The following is a 20,208-nucleotide window of genomic DNA, read 5'->3' as shown; positions in this document are numbered from 1 at the left end:
CATGCTGCCCCTGTGGATCGCCCTGCAATTTCTCAGCAGCCTGCCGATTCGTCTGCCGGGCATGCCGGCGCCTGAACAGCTCGGCCGGTCGCTGCTGTTTTATCCGCTGGTGGGTTTGCTGTTCGGCGTGATTCTCTGGGCGCTGAACATTGCGTTGGGCGGCGCGCCATTGCTGTTGCACGCGGCGCTGTTGCTGACGGTGTGGGTGCTGCTCAGCGGCGCGTTGCACCTCGATGGGCTGGCGGACAGCGCCGATGCATGGCTCGGCGGTTTCGGTGATCGCGAGCGTACGCTGACGATCATGAAGGATCCGCGCAGCGGGCCGATCGCGGTGGTGACGCTGGTGCTGGTGTTGTTGCTGAAGTTCGCCGCGTTGCTGGCCTTGATCGAACAACAGCAGGGCATGGCGTTGATCATCGTGCCGCTGATCGGGCGAGCGGCGCTGCTCGCGTTGTTCCTCACCACACCCTATGTCCGGGCTGGTGGATTAGGGCAGGCACTGGCCGATCATCTGCCACGCAAGACGGGCTGGCAGGTGCTGGCGGTGAGTGTGGCGGCGTGCCTGGGGATCGCCGGGTTCAACGCTGTCGTGGCGTTGCTGCTGGCGGTTGTCGTGTTCCTCTGGCTACGGCATTTGATGGTGCGGCGACTGGGCGGAACCACCGGTGATACGGCCGGTGCGTTGCTGGAATTGCTGGAGATGTCAGTGCTGGTCGGGCTGGCCTTGTTTTGATAAGTAACTTTGATCTGTAACTTGATTTAACACAGTCGCGGGTATATACACGCATCATGCTTCCTTCTCAGTGTTTGTGCACCAACCTGCGACGCGCCGCGCGTGGCGTCAGCAGGCATTACGACGGCGCTCTCGACGGCTTCGGGATCAACGTTGCCCAGTATTCTTTGCTGTGCAATCTGCAACGGCTGGATCAGCCGAGCATTTCCGAACTCGCCGAAGCGATGGGCCTGGATCGCAGCACCCTCGGGCGCAATCTGCGGGTGCTGGAAGGCGAGGGCCTGGTGGCGCTGGCTGAAGGCGAAGACATGCGCAACCGCATCGTCCGCCTCACCGAAACCGGTGCGCAACGCCTGGCAGCAGCCCTGCCGGCCTGGGAAGCGGCGCAACAGCGGTTGATCGACCGACTGGGTGCCGAGAAGCGTGAAACCTTGCTGCGGCTATTGGATGAACTGGCCTGAGGGCCGGTTTTTTCCGAATCTAAGCGGGTATATACCCGCGACTGGAGAATAACAATGAGTTCGATGTGGCGTACGTGCGGTTGGGTGTTGCTGGGGAGTGCGCTGATTCTGGCGTTGTCATTGGGCGTGCGGCACGGTTTCGGGTTGTTTCTGTCGCCGATGAGCGCCCAGTTCGGCTGGGGCCGTGAAGTGTTCGCCTTCGCTATCGCCTTGCAGAACCTGATCTGGGGTCTGGCGCAGCCGTTTACCGGCGCACTGGCCGACCGCTTCGGCGCGGCAAAAGTGGTGCTGATCGGCGGCGTGCTTTACGCCTTGGGCCTGGTGTTCATGGGGTTGTCGGAAACGGCGCTGGGCCTGTCCTTGAGTGCCGGCCTGCTGATCGGTATCGGTCTGTCCGGCACCTCGTTCTCGGTCATCCTCGGTGTGGTCGGCCGCGCTGTGCCGCCGGAGAAACGCAGCATGGGCATGGGCATCGCCAGTGCTGCCGGTTCTTTCGGCCAGTTCGCCATGCTGCCGGGTACCCTCGGGCTGATTGGCTGGCTCGGCTGGTCGGCGGCGTTGCTGGTGCTCGGCCTGCTGGTGGCGCTGATCGTGCCGCTGGTGAGCATGCTCAAGGACAAACCGCTGCCGGTGCTCGGCCATGAACAAACCCTGTCCGAAGCGCTGCGCGAGGCGTGTTCGCATTCCGGGTTCTGGCTGCTGGCGTTCGGCTTTTTCGTCTGCGGATTTCAGGTAGTGTTCATCGGCGTGCACCTGCCGGCGTATCTGGTCGATCAGCATTTGCCCGCCAGTGTCGGCACCACGGTGCTGGCGTTGATCGGTCTGTTCAACATCTTCGGCACTTACACCGCCGGTTGGCTAGGTGGGCGCATGTCCAAACCGCGTCTGCTGACCGGGCTGTATCTGCTGCGGGCGGTGGTGATCGTGCTGTTCCTGTGGCTGCCGGTGACGACGACTTCGGCCTATCTGTTCGGTATGGCCATGGGCTTCCTGTGGTTGTCGACGGTGCCGTTGACCAACGGTACGGTGGCGACCTTGTTTGGCGTGCGAAACCTGTCCATGCTCGGCGGTATCGTGTTCCTGTTCCATCAGTTGGGTTCGTTCCTTGGCGGCTGGCTGGGCGGGGTGGTGTATGACCGGACCGGGAGTTATGACTTGATCTGGCAAGTGGCGGTTCTCTTGAGCCTGCTGGCGGCCGCGCTGAACTGGCCGGTGCGCGAGCGCCCGGTCGAGCGCCTGCAACCGCGTGCGAGCGCTGCATGAACCGTTTCTGGCCGCACATCGTCATCACCGCACTCGGCGCCGCATTGCTGGCACTGGTGTGGTGGGGCTGGCATCAGGGCGGGCTGGCGCTGATGCAGTTGGGCATGGGTGCTTGCTAGACCGGCGGAAGGGCGAGTAACGTCGGGGTCTGACGATTGCTCAAGGATGCCCGACATGCTCAAGCGCTGGTGTGCTGTTCCTGCGTTGCTGATGGCGTTGACCGGACTGGCCCAGGCCGCGGACTGTCCGGATCTGTTGCAAGGTTCGCTGCCCAAGTTGCGGGCCAAGGAATCCATCGACCTGTGTCAGCGCTACGCCGACAAACCGCTGGTGGTGATCAACACGGCCAGCTTCTGTGGTTTCGCGCCGCAGTTCGAAGGGCTCGAAGCCCTCAATAAGCGCTACAAGGCTCAGGGCCTGGAAATGCTCGGCGTGCCCTCCAATGACTTCAAGCAGGAGTCCAAGGACAGCGCCGAGACCGCCAAGGTCTGCTACGCCAACTACGGCGTAACCTTCACCATGACCGAGCCGCAGAAGGTGCGGGGTGACGATGCGACTCACTTGTTCCAGGTGCTGGCCAAGCAGAGCAGCGCACCGAAGTGGAATTTCTACAAATACGTCATCGACCGCCAGGGCAAGGTGATCGCCAACTTCTCCAGCCTGACCAAACCGGATGATCCGGAATTTCTCGCAGCCATCGAGAAAGCCATTGCCTCCCAGCCGCTGAAACCCTGATCGACACCCATCAAAAAGCCCCGCCTCTGTGAAGAGAGCGGGGCTTTTTGATGGGCGAGGCCTCAAATGGTAAAGAGCTCAGCCTCGCCGTACGGCATCAGAACCGGTAGGTTGCGCCGACACCGAAGCCGTTTGCCGAGTTTTCATACTGCGAGTTGTAGGTCTGGCCACGATCGTTTTCGTTGCGGATGTTGACCTTCTCTTCCTTCAGGTACGAGTAGGCAACGTCGATGGTCAGGTCTTCGGTCGGGCTCCAGCCGGCACCGATGCTGAAGATGGTCCGGTCGCCGGTCGGGATGCGTGGCGAACGGTCGACGTTGTTGGTCGGCGACTGGTCGAACGTCAGACCGGTACGCAGTACCCATTCCTTGTTCAGCTGGTAGGACGTACCGATGGCGTAAGCCCAGGTGTCATGCCAGTTCTGTTCTTCGGTGATCTCGCCGAACTGGCCAGCCAGCAGCGGCTGTACACCGGAGTTCTTGACGGTGATCTTTTCCAGCTGGCTCCAGCGGGTCCAGGTGGTACCGGCGTAGACGTTCCAGCGATCATTGATCGCCTGGGTGACCGAGAGGTCAACGGATTCAGGCGTGGTGATCTTCAGCGAAGCGTCGTACTTCTGGTTGGCGCCCAGACCGACTGCGGCCAGTGCGCCGTAGTTGACCTTGGTGTTGCCTTCGAGCTTGTAGTCGACTTTCGAGTGGTAAGTCAGACCCAGGCGAGTGGTGTCGGTTGCTTGAACCAGAACGCCGATGTTGTAGCCCAGCGCGGTATCGTCACCCTTGATCTTGACCTTGCCGTCAGGCAGCGCCTGAGTGATCGACAGGTTGGATTCCAGCGCACCGTCGATGCGGTTGATGGTCGGACCGAAACCGATCGACACAACGTCGTTGAACTTGTAGCTGACGGTCGGCTGGAAGGTGATGACCTGGACTTCGGACTTGCTGCCGAAGTAACGGCCGGCGAAGCCGTTTTCATAGTCGGTGATCAGGCCGAAGGGTACGTACACACCCAGGCCGAATGCCCAATGTTCGTCGATCGGCTTGACGTAGTAGCCCATAGGTACGGAGGTGAAGGGCACCATATCGCCTTTGTTGCTGCCGCCGTTAGGGCTGGAGCTGCCATCGCTGATATCGGTTTTTGCGTCGAGAAATGCTACGCCACCGGTGACTTGTTCGCGCGTGATGCGCGACATGCCGGCAGGGTTGCCGTAAACAGTGCTTGCGTCGTCGGCAGAAGAAGATCGCCCGGCGTACCCAGTCCCCATCCCGCTGATGCTGTGTTCGTTGATGGCAAAGCCAGCTGCGAAGATCTGGGTGGATGCCACGGTTACGGCAAGGCTAAGGGTGGTTTTGAGCATGACTTTTTTCATTATTAGAACTCCTGGTGATCACCGGGGCGAAAATTACCAACATTTTCGTCCCAGCGCTATAGTCCGTATGCCTTGAGTTAGAGCGGTTTTGTAGGACAATCCGACCAGATTCGCTGCTCGTTGGGCGATGTTGCGAAACCGGTGGGTCAGCAAGCGACCTGATTCAGCGGTGAAACACAGGTTTGCCAGGCGCAGGTGAAATCCCGCAGACGACCTTGAGGCTGGAAGGTCTGACGCCAGATGCGCGCCATGCCCAGCAGATCGTCCGGCTCGGGGAGGATGGGGTTTTGTTCTTCGACCAGCAGCCAGGCGATGGCGGTGGCATAGCGCAAGTTGACGGTCAGTTCGAGGTGCGGGCCGCTGAGGAAAGCATGCTGGCTGGCGAGGCCGCGAACCAGGCTGGCGCGTTCCGGATCAAGTGCCAGGTAATGATCCCAGAGGGCCTGGTGGCGGTGTTCGGCAATCCGGTACAGGCCGTGGCCACGGCGGTCATGCAGGGCGGAACCGAGGGCGGACTGGCTGGCGGCAATGCCCAGCAACAGGGATTCGGCAGTTGCGCAGTGGCGTCCCAAGTAGATCAGCGTAGGACGGATCACATAGCGGCACAGTTCGCTGGCAGCGATACCCATAAAACCCTCGGATCTTGTTATCGGGCGGCGAGACCTGAAGGGGAGCTTGGCAGCTGTGGATCGACTCAGGCTCGCCGGAAGCGGATCACGCCGCTTGAGTTGAAGTGTAGTGTCATATTCGCGACGTAAAGGCCTGTTTTTAAAATATTTCCGGCGAGGCGTTATAACCGTTATATCGGTTAGTGATTAGGCAGAAAGTGGCAAAAGTGAAACATCGGGCAATAAAAAGCCCCGCATTTTCAGCGGGGCTTTTGCTTTTGCAGCCATTTCGGCCTCTCAGGCGATCAATGCCTGACGGGTGCGATCAATCACGGCCTGCAGCGGTTCGGCGCTGGAGTATTGATCGGGGTACAGACGCTCGCTGTGGCGGGCGATCCCGTGTTCATTGACCACGGTGAAGCTGAAGCAGCCTTTGCGAGCGGCCATGATCAGGCAGTTCATTGGAGCAAAAGCGTTGGTTAGGGTGCGAATGGCATCCTGAGTCTGGATTTGAGTCGACATAGTTATTAGGTGTTCCTACAAATGACACGGATAAGAACCGTGCAACGTTAAAACGTTCCAGTAACGCCAACCACCATTGGTCGAACGAAGAACCCGACTGGAACAAGGCAGCCAGTTCGAGCGCTATAAAAGTTGGCGCGCTTGGGCTGGCAGGTAGGTACTTAGGAGGACAGGCAACACATCGAGGGCAGAGGTTCTGGGCCCGGGGTGAAGATCCTGATCAATTTGCAGGTTGGTTCGGTCAGAGTAAGTGGTCTTCGCAACACCCTTTGCATTCGATTCAAAGGCTGTGTTGTCGCAAGATTTACCTGGAAACCATCGAGGGGTCGGTCCCGCTTTTGTCGGTGGAGGCTTCTGTGAGAGAAGGCTGACCGTGGGGTGTGTTCGACCGGAATTGACTTTCAGCTTGGTACTAACGCCGCGGATACTAACGGAACGAACTGCAGAAGGCAAACCCGTTGGTCAAAAAAACTCCGGGAACATTGCCCAGGCCCCGAGCCTGCCCCGATCTGGCTCACATCATGACCGTCGGTCGCCACGACCTGGCCGGCGCTGAAGCTCGTCGCAGGGGCTTATCCCCAACCCGAATGCCAAAACGACCCGAAAAGGCGCATCGATATAACCGCGTAACAGGTACTTGTGCACATTAGTTGCGCAGACTGTAACGGCGCTGTCACAACGATCCTGACCCCGATGGCTGCCTGCATCGAAAGTTTAAGTCAATGAAAAACATCGCTTTTTTTAACTGGTGAAAAAATCGTCAGTTTGACTGCGAGCCCCATTCCACAAGGCTTTGCGGCGGCTGGAGGACGGTTGTCCACTGAGTTATCCACAGCTTCTGTGGATTGTCCCGAGCGCTTGCTCTAGCACGGGCGTGCCGGGTTTTTTTCGACTTTACCTGTGCGAAAAAAAGAGTAGAGTGGCGCGCCTTCCGATCTGTCCCACAGTGCTTTATGAAGTTTCGTTCAGCTCCAGAATCTGTTACCTCCCAACCCCCTCGTGTTACCGCCCCCAAGCGATTTTCCGTGCGCGTGGCCGAATGGCTGCTGGACAGCCCGCGCCTGGGCGACAGCCAGAATGCCAAGCACCTCGCCGGCCGCCTGCTCAAGCAACCGGCCCGGGAAGGGGTGGTCGCCGCGCAAAGTCGTCTCGGTCAGTTGATGTGCCGCGAGTGCGGCAATGCCCGGGATCGCCGGATCGGCCAGGACCTGCTGCGCCAGGCCGCCCGCGCCGGTGACCGACGCGCGCAACAGGAACTCGGCCTGATCGAAGACTGAGCTGTCCAAGACCTGGCGCCTTGGTTAACCTTCAGGCTTTATCGGATCGGCGGGAATCACTATGGCGATGGACTTGACCAGCATCCTGCTGGGGCTGGCAGGCGCAGCCTTGCCGCTGCTGGCACTGGCCTGGCAACTGCAACGCCGGGCCAGTCAGAACCAGTCTGAAGTCGCGTTGCTCGAAGAGCGGCTGGCCATGGCGCAACTGGCCCAGGACGGCCTTACTGCACAGCTCGAAGCCTGCCGCGATGAAATCGCCGACCTCGGCCAGGCCAACGCCTCCAAACAAGCAGATCTCGCGGCCGTGCGCCGGGAAGTCGAGCTGTTGCAGATCGAGCGCGATGACGCCCGTGACGCTGCCCACGCCTGGAACCTCGAACGCGCCAACAAGGAAGCCGAATTACGGCGCCTGGACGCCCAGGCGGCTTCGCTGAACGCCGAATTGCGCGAGCAACAGGAAAGCCATCAACAACGTCTGGATGACCTGCAAGGCTCCCGCGACGAGTTGCGCGCCCAGTTCGCCGAACTGGCCGGCAAGATCTTCGATGAGCGCGAACAACGCTTCGCTGAAACCAGCCAGCAACGCCTCGGCCAGTTGCTTGATCCTTTGAAAGAACGCATCCAGTCGTTCGAAAAACGCGTCGAGGAAAGCTATCAGGCCGAAGCACGCGAGCGCTTCTCGCTGGCCAAGGAGCTGGAGCGCCTGCAGCAACTGAACCTGCGCCTCAGCGATGAAGCAACCAACCTGACCCGCGCCCTGAAGGGCCAGAAAACCCAGGGCAACTGGGGCGAGCTGATTCTCGAGCGCGTGCTTGAGCACGCCGGGCTGGAAAAGGGCCGCGAGTACCAGACTCAGGTGAATCTCAAGGGCCCGGACGGCGAGCGCTTCCAGCCGGACGTGATCATTTATCTGCCGGGCGACAAGCAGGTGGTGGTCGACTCCAAGGTCAGCCTCACCGCGTATCAGCAGTACGTCGCGGCGGACGACGACGCCATCGGCCAGATCGCCATGAAGCAGCACGTGCTGTCGCTGCGCAGCCACGTCAAAGGCCTGGCCGGCAAGGATTACAAGCGTCTGGAAGGTTTGCACAGCCTCGATTTCGTCTTGCTGTTCGTGCCCATCGAAGCGGCGTTTTCCGCCGCGTTGCAGGCCGAGCCGACGCTGTTCCAGGAAGCCTTCGACCGCAACATCGTGATCGTCAGCCCGACCACGCTGTTGGCCACTTTGCGAGTCATCGACAGCCTGTGGAAGCAGGAGCGCCAGAGCCAGAACGCCCGGGAAATCGCCGAGCGCGCCGGTTGGCTGTACGACAAGTTCGTGTTGTTCATTCAGGATCTGGACGAAGTCGGCAATCGCTTGCAGCAACTGGACAAGGCCTACAGCGCGGCGCGCAACAAGCTGACGGAAGGGCGGGGCAACCTGGTCAGCCGCAGCGAGCAGCTCAAATTGCTCGGCGCGCGAGCCAGCAAGAGCCTGCCTGCCGATTTGCTGGAACGCGCGATGACCGACGCCGAAGGTCTGGTCGAACTGCCTGAATAAGCCGCTCTGCTAGAGCGGCAAATAGCGACTCAACAACGCCCGCAACGCCGCCGGTTTCACCGGTTTGGCCAGATAATCCAGTCCGGCCGCGTGCACCTGCGCCACCGTTTCCGGATGCCCGTCGGCGCTGATCACCACGCCAGGCACCGGTTCGCCCAGTCTTGTGCGCAACCACGCCATCAGATCGGTGCCGGTTTCGCCGTGATCGAGGTGATAGTCGACCAATGCCAATTGTGGCCGCACGCCGTCGTCGAGCAGCGCTGCGCATTCTTCGCGGTTGCGCGCGGTCCAGACCTGACAGCCCCAGCGCGTGAGCAAACTGTTCATGCCGATCAGAATGCTGTCTTCGTTGTCGATGCACAGTACCTGCGCGCCGCTGTGCAATTTGCCATTGATTTCCACTGCCGCCGGCGCCTGCACGGTCTGTGCTTTGGCCAGCGGCACGCGAACACTGAACACACTGCCGCGCCCCGGCCATGAGCGCACGCGCAAGGTATGGCCGAGTACACGACACAGACCATCGGCGATCGCCAGGCCCAGGCCGAGACCTTTTTCGGCGCGGGTTTGGTGGCTGTCGAGGCGTTTGAATTCCTCGAAGATCACCTGCTGTTTGTCCTCCGGAATCCCCGGCCCGCGATCCCACACTTCCAGACAGATTTCACCTTTTCGCCGACGCACGCCCAGCAGTACCGGGCCTTTTGCGTAGCGGAAAGCGTTGGTCAGGAAATTCTGCAGAATGCGCCGCAGCAGCTTGATGTCGCTGTCGATGCGCAACTGACTGCCCCGTACCCGGAAACTCAAGCCCTGTTCCTGGGCCAGCGCCTTGAACTCGGCGCCGAGAATATCGAACAGCTCATTGACCACGAACGGCTTGCGATCCGGGTTGATCTTGCCGTTCTCCAGGCGGGAAATGTCCAGCAAGTCGCTGATCAGGTCTTCAGCCGAACGCAGCGAACTGTCCAGATGCTGCACCAGCTTCTGCGCTTCGCCGCTCAGGCCGTCGTCCTGATGGGAGAGGGCGGCGGAGAACAGTCGCGCGGCGTTCAGAGGCTGCATCAGATCGTGGCTGACGGCGGCGAGGAAACGGGTCTTCGACTGGTTGGCCGCCTCGGCATTGCCCTTGGCTTCGGTCAATGCGACGTTGAGTTGCGACAGTTCCTGAGTCCGTTCACTGACCCGTTGCTCCAGCCCTTCGTTGGCCTCGGTCAGCGCTTGTTCGGCTTCGCGGAACGCGGTGATGTCGGTGAAGCTCATGACGAAACCGCCGCCGGGCATCGGGTTGCCGATCAGCTCGATCACCCGGCCGTTGGGGAACAGTCGCTCGGAGGTGTGGGCGCGCCCCTGACGCATCCAGTGCAGGCGCCGGGCGACGTGGACTTCCGCTTCGCCGGGGCCGCACAAACCACGTTCGGCGTTGTGGCGAATGATGTCGGCAATCGGCCGGCCAACGCTGATCAAACCGTCCGGATAGTTGAACAGCTCCAGATAGCGGCGATTCCAGGCCACCAGTTTCAGCGACTGGTCGACCACGCTGATGCCTTGGGTAATGTTTTCGATGGCGCCTTGCAGCAGCGCGCGGTTGAACTGCAGCACTTCCGAGGCTTCGTCGGCGATCCGGACCACGTCCTCCAGCTGCATTTCCCGACCTTCGATGGCGGCTTTTACTACAGCTCGCGTCGAAGAGGCGCCAAGGACACCCGCCAGCAATCGTTCGGTGTGGGCGATCCATTCGCCGTCAGCGTTCTGGTTCGGGTTGAAGCCTTTGCCCTGGCGGTAGGCGAAACGGATGAAGCTCTGGCGCGCGCGTTCTTCACCGACAAAGCGTGCCGCCAGCTGCAGCAAGTCGTCGATCTGCACCGCCAGCATCGAGCGCGCGCTCGGTCGGGCGCTGATTTCCTGGCCGATAAAGCGTCCGGCCTGCCAGTGTTCCGACACTCGAGTGCGTGACAGCACCGAGACCCAGGCGAACAACGTGAAGTTGCCCGCCAGCGACAGCACCACACCTTGGGTCAGCGGGGTGATCGGCAGGTTCAGCGGGTTGCTGTGCAGCCAGGCGAGGCCGGGGAAACTGTCCAGCGACCAGCCGAGGCTGCGTGCAGCAATCGGCAGAATCAGAGTGTAGAACCACAGGAACGTGCCGGCGGCGAGACCAGCAAACACGCCGCGGCGGTTGGCCTGTTTCCAGTACAGCGCGCCGAGCATCGCCGGGGCCAGTTGGGTTACGGCGGCGAAAGCGATCTGGCCGATGGTCGCCAGGCTCGCGGTGGAGCCGAGCAAGCGGTAGCTGACGTAAGCCAGCAACAGAATCACCACGATGCTGACCCGACGCACCGACAGCATCCACTGGCGGAACACTTCAAACGGTCGCTCGGCATTGTTGCGGCGAAGCAGCCACGGCAACAGCATGTCGTTGGAGACCATGGTCGACAGCGCCACACTCGCCACGATCACCATGCCGGTAGCCGCCGATGCACCGCCGATAAACGCCAGCATCGCCAGCGCCGGGTGGGCCTGGGCCAATGGCAGGCTGATAACGAAAGAGTCCGGGATGACGGAGCTGGGCAGCATCATCTGACCGGCCAGGGCGATAGGGACTACAAACAGCGCGGCCAGTGCGAGGTAGGCGGGGAACACCCATTTGGCCAGACGCAGATCCTGCGGGTCGATGTTCTCGACCACCGTTACGTGGAACTGCCGGGGCAGGCAGATGATCGCCATCATCGCCACGCCGGTCTGCACCACCATTGACGGCCAGTTGATGGTTTCTTTCCAGTATTCCTCAAGGCGCGGGGCGAGCATGGCCTGATTGAACAGGTCGTCGAAACCGTCATACAGCCCGTAGGTGACGAATGCGCCGACGGCGAGGAAGGCGAACAGTTTGACCAGCGATTCAAAGGCAATCGCCAGCACCATGCCCCGGTGGTGCTCGGTGGCATCGAGGTTGCGCGTACCGAAAACGATGGTGAACAGCGCCAGCACCAGCGACACGATCAGCGCCGTGTCCTGGGCGCGGGTGCCCATGGCGTCTGCGCCGGCACCGATCAGCAGGTTCACGCCGAGGACGATGCCTTTGAGCTGCAAGGCTATATAGGGGAGGACGCCGACCAGACAGATCAGCGCGACGACCACCGCCAACGACTGGGATTTACCGTAGCGGGCGGCAATGAAGTCGGCGATGGAGGTGATGTTCTCCTGTTTGCTGATCATCACCATTTTCTGCAGCACCCACGGCGCACCGAGCAGCAGAAGAATCGGCCCCAGGTAGATCGGCAGAAATGACCACAGTTGTTCGGCGGCCTGGCCGACCGCGCCAAAGAACGTCCAGCTGGTGCAATAGACCGCCAGCGACAGGCTGTACACCCAGGCGCGCACCCGCGGCGGCAGCGGTGTGCTGCGACGGTCGCCGTAGAAGGCAATGGCGAACATGATGGCCATATAGGCCAGGGCGACGGCGGCGATCAGCCCGGTGGACAACGACATGGAACACTCCCGACAGAAAACGACCGGACTCGCGCCCGGTCAGACAGTCTCGCACGGGCGCGGCGGTTAGTCAGTGTCGACCAAGGTCGTGGCGTGGCGGGGTGTCGCAGGAACAGAACCGGCCAGTTCTATGGTCAGTCCGCCTTGAGCGCGATGTCGATCAAGCGGTGCAGTTCTTCGACTTCCAGCGGCGCTGCCGAAAACAGAATGCGGAACACCACCGGGGACACCACCAGATTGATCAGTCGATCCACGCTCGGCGCCGTGTCCTCGGGGTGGCGCTCGATGATGGTCTGCAATTGCGTGCCGATGATCGTTACGCAATAGCCCGGCGTCGCGCTCGCCTGCACGTCGCGCATCATGTTGCGCCCGGGTTCCGAGCTCATTTCGTCGAGATACTGTTCGGCCCACGCGCGGATGTCGCTGCGCAGGCTGCCGGTTACCGCCGGCTCGCTGTCGGGACGCATGCGGGCGAGGGCGACGTCGGCCAGCAACGCCGCCAGATCTCCCCAGCGCCGGTAAATCGTCGACGGCGTCACCCCGGCGCGCGCCGCGATTTGCGGGACGGTCACCGTCGAGCGCTCCTGTTCTTGCAGAAGCGCGCGGACTGCCGAATGAATCGACTCCTGCACCCGGGCACTGCGACCGCCGGGGCGTAAACCTTCTTTAATAGCCATGCGGCAGACCTTAACACAAAGAATTTGCTTTAAGCGCAAGCCGAGAGCACACTCCGCAAAAGCAAAAAATTAGCTTTTGCGGAGTGTGCCCATGACCAGCCTTGCTTCCCACCGTTCCAGCCTGTGGTTTCTGGCGATTACCTTACTGAGTTTTCTCGCCGCTTCCACTGCGCCGACGCCGTTGTATCACCTGTACCAGGATCAGCTGCATTTTTCGGCAGCGGTGCTGACCCTGATTTTCGGCGTCTACGCCCTCAGTCTGCTAGCCGCGTTGCTGACGGTCGGTTCGCTGTCGGATCACCTGGGACGCAAACCGGTGATCTTCACCGCCGTGACGCTCAATGCGCTGGCGATGCTGCTGTTTATCTACGCCGACAGCGTGGGCTGGCTGATCGGCGCGCGTGTGCTGCAAGGCTTCGCCACCGGCATGGCCACCGCCGTGTTGAGCGCGACGCTGCTGGACACTGATCGCCAGCAAGGGCCGTTGATCAACAGCGTTGCTCCGTTGCTGGGCATGGCGTTGGGCGGCATGGGTTGCGGCTTGCTGGCCGAGTTCGCTCCGGCTCCGTTGCAGTTGACCTATTGGTTGCTGCTCGCGCTGTTTGTGTTGCAGGGCATTTATGTCTGGCGCCTGCCGGAAAGCGTCTCGCCGCAGGCCGGGGCATGGGCCTCGTTGCGGCCGACCCTGCATGTGCCGGTTCAGGCGCGTTCGACGCTGTGGCGAGTGTTGCCGTTGAACACTGCAACCTGGGCGCTCGGCGGTTTCTACGCCTCGCTGGCACCGTCGCTGGTGCGCACGGCCACCGGTTCCACCTCCAACCTGATCGGCGGCGCGACCGTGGCGGCGCTGACCGTGACCGGTGCGTTGATGATCTTCACGTTGCGCAATCGTCCGGCCTCCCGGGCGCTGCAACTTGGGGCGAGCCTGCTGCCGGCCGGTATCGTGCTGATTCTGTTGGGCGTGCACAGTGCCAGTCTGTCGCTGTTCTTCTTCGGCACGCTGGTGGCCGGTTGTGGCTTTGGCTCTGGTTTTCTCGGAGCGGTGCGCAGTCTGGTGCCGTTGGCATTGCCTCATGAGCGCGCCGGGTTGATGTCGGCATTTTATGTGCTGAGTTACCTGGCGTTCTGCCTGCCGGCGTTGCTGGCTGGGCACTTCACCCACAGTGTGGGTCTGCTGGCCACCACCGATGTGTATGGCGCGGTGCTGATTGTGCTGGCGGTTGGTGCGCTGCTGATGAGTTTCCGCGCGCAAGCGGCCAAGACCTGCAGCGCGCCATAAGCCTGCGGATTCGGTTAGCCTTGGCCAGCCCATTCTTCTCACGGACCGACGCATGAAGATTATCCGCAGCAAGACCTTCACCGCCGAGCGCGCCTGGGGCGCGCTCGACATCGCCAACATGAACGGCATCACCACGCGCCTGCACTGGACCGATCAGCCCTACAAATGGCACGTCAATGACGGCGAAGAAGTGTTTGTGGTGCTCGACGGCCGAGTGCTCATGCACTACCGCGAAGAGGGCGAGGAGAAGCAGACCTTGCTCGACGTTGGCGACATCTTCTACGCGTCCATTGGAACTGAACACGTCGCTCATCCTCAGGGCGCGGCGCGGATTCTGGTGATCGAAACCGAAGGCAGTGTTTGATATCTACAAAACAGATAACAGTTAGAGATATTACCCGTTATATAGATATTCGATTCGGTTCTACCATGAGCTCAACCTCACCTGAGGACAGGAGTTCATGATGATTTGCCCCAACAGCGCCAAACCCGGCATCAAGCCATTCAGTCAGCTTCAGCACCCGCGTGAAGTGATCCGCCAATTCACCCCGAACTGGTTCGCCGCCACCATGGGCACCGGCGTGCTGGCGTTGGCGCTGGCGCAATTGCCCGTTTCCATTCCCGGCCTGCACGCCGTGGCCGAAGGGCTGTGGCTGTTCAACATTCTGTTGTTCGTGCTGTTTACCGCTGCCTACGCCGCCCGCTGGATTCTGTTCTTCGACGAGGCACGGCGGATCTTCGGGCATTCCACGGTTTCGATGTTCTTCGGCACCATTCCCATGGGCCTGGCGACCATCATCAACGGCTTTCTGCTGTTCGGTCTGCCGCGCTGGGGCGAGAGCGTCATTCATCTGGCCGAAGTGCTGTGGTGGCTCGACGTGGCGATGTCGCTGGCCTGCGGCGTGCTGATTCCCTACATGATGTTTACTCGTCAGGAACACAGCATCGATCAGATGACCGCCGTCTGGCTGCTGCCGGTGGTGGCCGCGGAAGTGGCGGCGGCCAGCGGTGGACTGCTCGCGCCGCATCTCGCCGATGCCCACTCGCAACTGGTGGTGCTGGTGACCAGTTACGTGCTCTGGGCCTTTTCTCTGCCAGTAGCGTTCAGCATCCTGACCATCCTCTTGCTGCGCATGGCCTTGCACAAACTGCCTCACGAAAACATGGCGGCCTCGAGTTGGCTGGCCTTGGGCCCGATCGGCACCGGTGCCTTGGGCATGTTGCTGCTTGGCGGCGACGCCCCGGTGATCTTCGCAGCGAACGGTCTGCCGGGCATCGGCGAAATGGCTTCGGGCCTGGGGCTGGTCGCCGGGATCACGTTGTGGGGTTTCGGCCTGTGGTGGATGTTGATGGCGCTGCTGATCACCGTGCGTTACCTGCGTGATGGCATCCCGTTCAACCTTGGCTGGTGGGGCTTTACCTTTCCGCTGGGCGTATATTCGCTGGCAACCCTGAAACTCGGCAGCACGTTGCACCTGACATTCTTCAGTGTGGTCGGTTGTGTGCTGGTGACGTTGCTGGCGGTGATGTGGCTGATCGTCGGCAAACGCACGCTGCAAGGTGCGTGGCGCGGCGAGCTGTTTGTTTCACCGTGCATTGCAGGTTTGAAGAAATAACCTGCAAAGATTAGGTAATGTGTGGCCTGGATCGCGGTTCGAGATTCTCATAAGCGTAGCCAGGCCACTCGCTACCTTCTCTTTCCAAAAACAACAGGGTTACACGGAAGATGAGTCACCCCTCACAGTTCAACCTGCTGCGCACCCGGCGCTTCCTGCCGTTCTTCATCACTCAGTCGCTGGGCGCGTTCAACGACAACGTGTTCAAGCAGTCGCTGATCCTCGCCATTCTCTATCGGCTGACCATCGAAGGTGACCGCTCCATCTGGGTCAACCTGTGTGCGCTGCTGTTTATTCTGCCGTTCTTTCTGTTTTCGGCGTTGGCCGGACAGTTCGGCGAGAAGTTCGCCAAGGACGCGTTGATCCGTCTGATCAAACTGGCAGAAATCGCCATCATGGCCGTGGGATCTGTCGGCTTCCTGTTCGATCACCTGTCGCTGATGCTGGTGGCGTTGTTCGCCATGGGCACGCACTCGGCGCTGTTCGGGCCGGTGAAGTATTCGATCCTGCCGCAGGCATTGCGCGAGGATGAGCTGGTCGGCGGCAACGGGCTGGTGGAAATGGGCACGTTCCTGGCGATTCTGGCCGGGACTATCGGCGCCGGGGTGATGATGTCGTCGGCCAATTACGCGCCAGTGGTGTCCGCCGCGATTGTCGGCATCGCCGTGCTGGGTTATCTGGCCAGTCGCAGCATTCCCCGCGCCGCAGCGGCGACCCCGGAAATGCGCCTGAACTGGAACATCTTCAGTCAGTCGTGGGCGACCTTGAAACTCGGCCTGGGGCAGACGCCAGCGGTGTCGCGTTCGATCGTCGGCAACTCGTGGTTCTGGTTCGTCGGGGCGATTTATCTGACGCAGATCCCGGCTTACGCCAAAGAATGGATGCACGGCGACGAAACCGTGGTCACCCTGATCCTTACCGTGTTTTCGGTCGGTATCGCGCTGGGTTCGATGCTGTGCGAGAAGCTATCCGGACGCAAAGTCGAAATCGGCCTGGTGCCGTTTGGCTCGTTCGGTCTGACCGTTTTCGGGCTGTTGCTGTGGTGGCATTCCGGTGGAATTCCAGAAAGCACTGTCGGCCATAGCTGGACCGAAGTGCTCGGTTTTGGCCATGCCTGGGCGGTGTTGATCGATGTGCTGGGCCTCGGGATCTTCGGCGGTTTCTACATTGTGCCGCTGTACGCGCTGATCCAGTCGCGCACCGCCGAGAACGAACGGGCGCGGGTGATTGCCGCCAACAACATTCTCAATGCGCTGTTCATGGTGATTTCGGCGATTGTCACCATCGTGTTGTTGAGCGTGGTCAAGCTGTCGATTCCGCAGCTGTTCCTGGTGGTGTCGCTGCTGAACATCGGCGTCAACGCCTACATCTTCAAGATCGTCCCCGAGTTCAGCATGCGTTTCATGATCTGGCTGCTCAGCCATTCCATGTACCGCGTCGAGCATCGCAACCTTGAGGCGATTCCCGATGAGGGCGCGGCGTTGCTGGTGTGCAACCACGTGTCGTTCGTCGATGCCTTGCTGATTGGTGGCGCAGTGCGTCGGCCAATTCGCTTTGTCATGTACTACAAGATCTACAACCTGCCGGTGCTGAACTTTATCTTCCGCACGGCGGGGACGATTCCTATCGCCGGACGCCAGGAAGACATCCAGATCTACGAAAAGGCCTTCACCCGGATTGCCCAGTATCTGAAGGACGGTGAGCTGGTGTGCATCTTCCCGGAAGGCAAGTTGACCGCCGATGGCGAGATCAACGAGTTCAAGGGCGGGTTGACGCGGATTCTCGAAGAGACACCGGTGCCGGTGATTCCACTGGCGTTGCAGGGGTTGTGGGGGAGTTTCTTCAGTCGCGATCCCGATAAAGGTTTCTTTCACCGGTTGTGGTCGCGGGTGACGCTGGTGGCGGGATCGCCGGTTGCCGTTGAAGCGGCGCAGCCCGCGGAGTTGCAGGCGTTGGTCGGGGAGTTGCGCGGGACTGTCAGGTAGTTGGTTGGAAAGCCGCCATCCCTGACGGATGGCGGCAACGGCTCAGGCGCTGACCTTGAGCCCGATCAGTCCGGTGACGATCAACGCCACGCTGGCCAGGCGAATCAACGCCATCGATTCGCCAAACAGGATGATCCCGGCAATCACCGTGCCCACGGCACCGACGCCAGTCCAGATCGCATAGGCCGTGCCCAGCGGCAATTCCTTCATCGCAAGGCCCAGCAGGCCAAGGCTGACCGCCATGGCGGCAACGGTGAGAACGGTCGGAAGCGGACGGGTGAAACCATCGGTGTATTTAAGGCCGACGGCCCAGCCGACTTCGAACAGGCCGGCGAAAAACAGAATGATCCAGGACATGAAAGACCTCCATCGATTGACGGGGCCGTCCCCTGATTGAAAACTCGATTGAGCCGCAGGGTCGTCCCCGCGTGGCGCACATACTACCTAAAATTGTGCGCCGCGCCTTGATCCGGGATCAGTCGACCGCCTGTTGCGCCAGCGTCTCACGGTCTTCTTTTTCGCTCATCCGCCGGAAGTACGTCGAAAGCAGCGCCCCGGAAATGTTGTGCCACACACTGAACAGCGCGCTCGGCACCGCTGCCAGCGGCGAGAAATGCGCACTGGCCAGCGCAGCCCCCAACCCCGAGTTCTGCATGCCGACTTCCAGCGCCAGGGATTTGCGCTGCGGCAGTGGCAGGCCGAACAGGCGCCCGGTGAAGTAGCCCAGCAGATAACCGAAGCTGTTGTGCAGCATCACCACGGCCATGATCAGCAGGCCGGATTCGGCGATTTTCGCCTGACTGGCGGCAACCACGGCGGCAACGATGATCACGATGCTGACCACCGACACCAGCGGCAACACTTCCACCGCGTGGCGGACCTTGTCACCGAGCACACGTTGCGCGACCACGCCGAGGACGATCGGCAGCAGCACCACTTGCAGGATCGACCAGAACAATTCCATGAACGAAACCGGCAACCAGGCCGAGGCCAGCAGCCAGATCAGCGCCGGGGTCAGCAGCGGGGCGAGGAGGGTGGTGACGGCGGCGATGGCCACCGACAGCGCCAGATCGCCACGGGCCAGCCAGGTCATGACATTCGATGAGGTGCCGCTCGGGCAGCAACCGACCAGAATCACGCCGACGGCGATTTCCGGCGGCAGATGAAAGATCTGGCAAAGCAACCACGCCATTCCCGGCATGATCACGAAATGCGCGACCACGCCCAGCGCCACGCGCCACGGATGGCGGGCGACGGCGGCGAAGTCGTCGAGTTTGAGGGTCAGGCCCATGCCGAACATCACCAGCCCGAGCAGCGGCACGATCGCGCCTTTGAGGCCGAGGAACCAGGCCGGTTGCAGGAACGCGATCACCGCGAAAATCAGAACCCAGTAAGCGAAGGTATTGCCGACAAAACGACTCAGTGCAGCCAGTGCGCGCATGGCCTGTTCCTTATTATGTGAAAACGCCACCGAAGCGGTGGCGTTTGAAGATAACCCAAAGACTGCGCAGAGGCTTAGATGCCCTGCGGAGTCTCTTCGCCGCCCAGTGCTTCAACCAGCGCCGGCAGGAAGTCGCCGAACGTCAGCATCATCAGGGTGAAGCTGGCGTCCAGTTGGCCGAGCGCTTCGTCGCCGCCGTCCTGTTCTGCCTGATCCTGCAGCAGATCTTCGAATTTCAGGCGCTTGACGGTCATCTTGTCGTCGAGCATGAACGACAGTTTGTCCTGCCAGGCCAGCGACAGTTGAGTCACCACCTTGCCGGTGCTCAGGTGCAGCTGGATTTCTTCGCTGGTCAGGTCCTGACGCTTGCAACGCACGATGCCGCCGTCTTCGTGGGTGTCGCGCAGTTCGCACTCGTCCAGCACGAAGAAGTCCGGGGCGGCTTGCTGGGTGGTGACCCATTCGGTCATCACGGCGGTCGGCGCGGTTTTCACGGTCAGCGGACGAACCGGCAGGGTGCCGATCACTTCACGCAGGGTGGAGAGCAGGTCTTCGGCGCGTTTCGGGCTGGCCGAGTTGACCAGGATCAGACCCTGTTTCGGCGCGATGGCGGCGAAGGTCGACGAGCGGCGGATAAAGGCGCGCGGCAGGAAGGCCTGGATGATTTCATCCTTGATCTGATCGCGTTCCTTCTTATAGACCTTGCGCATCTGCTCGGCTTCGATCTCTTCGACCTTCTCCTTGACCGCGTCACGCACGACGCTGCCCGGCAGGATGCGTTCTTCTTTACGGGCGGAGATCAGCAGGAAGTCACCGCTGACGTGCACCAGTGGAGCATCTTCGCCCTTGCCGAACGGCGCGACGAAACCGTAGGTGGTCAACTCCTGGCTTGCACATGGACGCGCCAGTTTGGTGGCCAGTGCAGTTTCCAGCGCCTCGGCATCGACAGGCAGGTCTTGGGTCAGGCGATAGATAAGCAGGTTTTTGAACCACATGGGGTGAGTCTCTCCTTTATACAAAGGGGGGCATTATTGTCTTCGCCGGGTCATAGGCCAACCCTTCTCTAAGCCTTTGGAAGGGCTAAGAAAATTAATTAAAAAAGTGCTTGCCAGAGGTTGGGTCGCTCCGTAGAATGCGCGCCACACCGAAGCGAAGGGTGATTAGCTCAGCTGGGAGAGCGTCTGCCTTACAAGCAGAATGTCGGCGGTTCGATCCCGTCATC

At 61.0% G+C, this 20,208-nt stretch carries 19 protein-coding genes; 11 read left to right on the top strand and 8 right to left on the bottom strand.

Going from position 1 to position 20,208, the window contains the following annotated elements:
• Position 1: 1 nt before the first annotated feature.
• From AC1RT4_RS10215 to AC1RT4_RS10195, 5 genes are read left to right on the top strand one after another with little or no spacing between them, the layout of a single operon-like run.
• Positions 2–733 carry an adenosylcobinamide-GDP ribazoletransferase gene (locus AC1RT4_RS10215; RefSeq protein ID WP_493085298.1) on the top strand — a complete coding sequence of 244 codons (732 nt, stop codon included), beginning with the start codon at positions 2–4 and terminating at the stop codon, positions 731–733.
• Positions 734–789: 56 nt separating this feature from the next.
• On the top strand, positions 790–1,194 hold the full coding sequence (locus AC1RT4_RS10210; protein ID WP_007950413.1) for a MarR family winged helix-turn-helix transcriptional regulator: 405 nt from the start codon (positions 790–792) through the stop codon (positions 1,192–1,194).
• A gap of 54 nt (positions 1,195–1,248) precedes the next feature.
• Complete coding sequence (locus tag AC1RT4_RS10205) at positions 1,249–2,457, top strand: MFS transporter (RefSeq protein ID WP_007950414.1); 1,209 nt, start codon at positions 1,249–1,251, stop codon at positions 2,455–2,457.
• Positions 2,454–2,576 (top strand): hypothetical protein, encoded by a 123-nt coding sequence (locus tag AC1RT4_RS10200; RefSeq protein ID WP_493085297.1) that lies wholly within the window; start codon positions 2,454–2,456, stop codon positions 2,574–2,576. The genes AC1RT4_RS10205 and AC1RT4_RS10200 overlap by 4 nt, the downstream gene beginning before the upstream one ends.
• A 55-nt stretch (positions 2,577–2,631) precedes the next feature.
• Positions 2,632–3,192: a glutathione peroxidase gene (locus AC1RT4_RS10195; protein WP_192564053.1), complete on the top strand. Its 561-nt coding sequence runs from the start codon at positions 2,632–2,634 to the stop codon at positions 3,190–3,192.
• A gap of 97 nt (positions 3,193–3,289) precedes the next feature.
• Here AC1RT4_RS10195 and AC1RT4_RS10190 read toward each other — a convergent pair whose 3' ends face one another.
• From AC1RT4_RS10190 to AC1RT4_RS10180, 3 genes are all read right to left on the bottom strand, one after another.
• A complete protein-coding gene (locus AC1RT4_RS10190; protein WP_493085296.1) occupies positions 3,290–4,561 on the bottom strand; it encodes an OmpP1/FadL family transporter in 1,272 nt (423 codons plus the stop codon).
• Positions 4,562–4,707: 146 nt separating this feature from the next.
• The gene (locus AC1RT4_RS10185; protein WP_011333151.1) at positions 4,708–5,190 is read right to left on the bottom strand and encodes a hypothetical protein; all 483 of its coding nucleotides are present in this window, start codon (positions 5,188–5,190) and stop codon (positions 4,708–4,710) included.
• Positions 5,191–5,466: 276 nt separating this feature from the next.
• Positions 5,467–5,691, bottom strand: a complete 225-nt coding sequence (locus tag AC1RT4_RS10180) for a hypothetical protein (RefSeq protein ID WP_007950419.1) — start codon at positions 5,689–5,691, stop codon at positions 5,467–5,469.
• A gap of 953 nt (positions 5,692–6,644) precedes the next feature.
• Here AC1RT4_RS10180 and AC1RT4_RS10175 point away from each other — a divergent pair.
• Together AC1RT4_RS10175 and AC1RT4_RS10170 are read left to right on the top strand one after the other, a co-directional pair.
• Positions 6,645–6,968, top strand: a complete 324-nt coding sequence (locus AC1RT4_RS10175; RefSeq protein ID WP_081493545.1) for an SEL1-like repeat protein — start codon at positions 6,645–6,647, stop codon at positions 6,966–6,968.
• Between the two features lie 175 nt (positions 6,969–7,143).
• Complete coding sequence (locus AC1RT4_RS10170; protein WP_493085688.1) at positions 7,144–8,508, top strand: DNA recombination protein RmuC; 1,365 nt, start codon at positions 7,144–7,146, stop codon at positions 8,506–8,508.
• A gap of 9 nt (positions 8,509–8,517) precedes the next feature.
• Here AC1RT4_RS10170 and AC1RT4_RS10165 read toward each other — a convergent pair whose 3' ends face one another.
• Both AC1RT4_RS10165 and AC1RT4_RS10160 read right to left on the bottom strand, forming a co-directional pair.
• On the bottom strand, positions 8,518–11,988 hold the full coding sequence (locus AC1RT4_RS10165) for a hybrid sensor histidine kinase/response regulator (protein WP_007950422.1): 3,471 nt from the start codon (positions 11,986–11,988) through the stop codon (positions 8,518–8,520).
• Between the two features lie 134 nt (positions 11,989–12,122).
• Entirely contained in the window at positions 12,123–12,665 is a 543-nt protein-coding gene (locus AC1RT4_RS10160; protein WP_493085295.1) for a TetR/AcrR family transcriptional regulator, read from the bottom strand.
• A gap of 91 nt (positions 12,666–12,756) precedes the next feature.
• Between AC1RT4_RS10160 and AC1RT4_RS10155 the strand changes: the two genes are divergently transcribed.
• The 4 genes from AC1RT4_RS10155 (at position 12,757) to AC1RT4_RS10140 (ending at position 17,545) form a co-directional block, all read left to right on the top strand.
• Positions 12,757–13,944: an MFS transporter gene (locus AC1RT4_RS10155; RefSeq protein WP_085747053.1), complete on the top strand. Its 1,188-nt coding sequence runs from the start codon at positions 12,757–12,759 to the stop codon at positions 13,942–13,944.
• A 52-nt stretch (positions 13,945–13,996) separates the two neighbouring features.
• The gene (locus tag AC1RT4_RS10150) at positions 13,997–14,308 is read left to right on the top strand and encodes a cupin domain-containing protein (RefSeq protein ID WP_493085294.1); all 312 of its coding nucleotides are present in this window, start codon (positions 13,997–13,999) and stop codon (positions 14,306–14,308) included.
• 100 nt (positions 14,309–14,408) lie between these two features.
• Complete coding sequence (locus tag AC1RT4_RS10145; protein ID WP_493085293.1) at positions 14,409–15,560, top strand: TDT family transporter; 1,152 nt, start codon at positions 14,409–14,411, stop codon at positions 15,558–15,560.
• A gap of 110 nt (positions 15,561–15,670) precedes the next feature.
• Entirely contained in the window at positions 15,671–17,545 is a 1,875-nt protein-coding gene (locus AC1RT4_RS10140; RefSeq protein ID WP_493085292.1) for an MFS transporter, read from the top strand.
• Positions 17,546–17,587: 42 nt separating this feature from the next.
• On the opposite strand, the gene sugE is transcribed toward AC1RT4_RS10140, so the two are convergent.
• The 3 genes from sugE to rdgC all read right to left on the bottom strand — a co-directional run bounded on the left by sugE (position 17,588) and on the right by rdgC (position 19,981).
• A complete protein-coding gene (gene sugE / locus AC1RT4_RS10135; protein WP_039769847.1) occupies positions 17,588–17,902 on the bottom strand; it encodes a quaternary ammonium compound efflux SMR transporter SugE in 315 nt (104 codons plus the stop codon).
• Positions 17,903–18,020: 118 nt separating this feature from the next.
• Positions 18,021–18,986, bottom strand: a complete 966-nt coding sequence (locus tag AC1RT4_RS10130; RefSeq protein WP_493085291.1) for a bile acid:sodium symporter family protein — start codon at positions 18,984–18,986, stop codon at positions 18,021–18,023.
• Between the two features lie 74 nt (positions 18,987–19,060).
• Positions 19,061–19,981: a recombination-associated protein RdgC gene (rdgC, locus tag AC1RT4_RS10125; protein WP_007950430.1), complete on the bottom strand. Its 921-nt coding sequence runs from the start codon at positions 19,979–19,981 to the stop codon at positions 19,061–19,063.
• Between the last annotated feature and the right edge of the window lie 227 nt (positions 19,982–20,208).

The sequence above is a fragment of the Pseudomonas sp. GW821-FHT11D10 genome (assembly GCF_058808435.1).
Note: the sequence above shows the minus strand (reverse complement) of the source record. Positions and strands in the feature narration are given on the sequence as shown.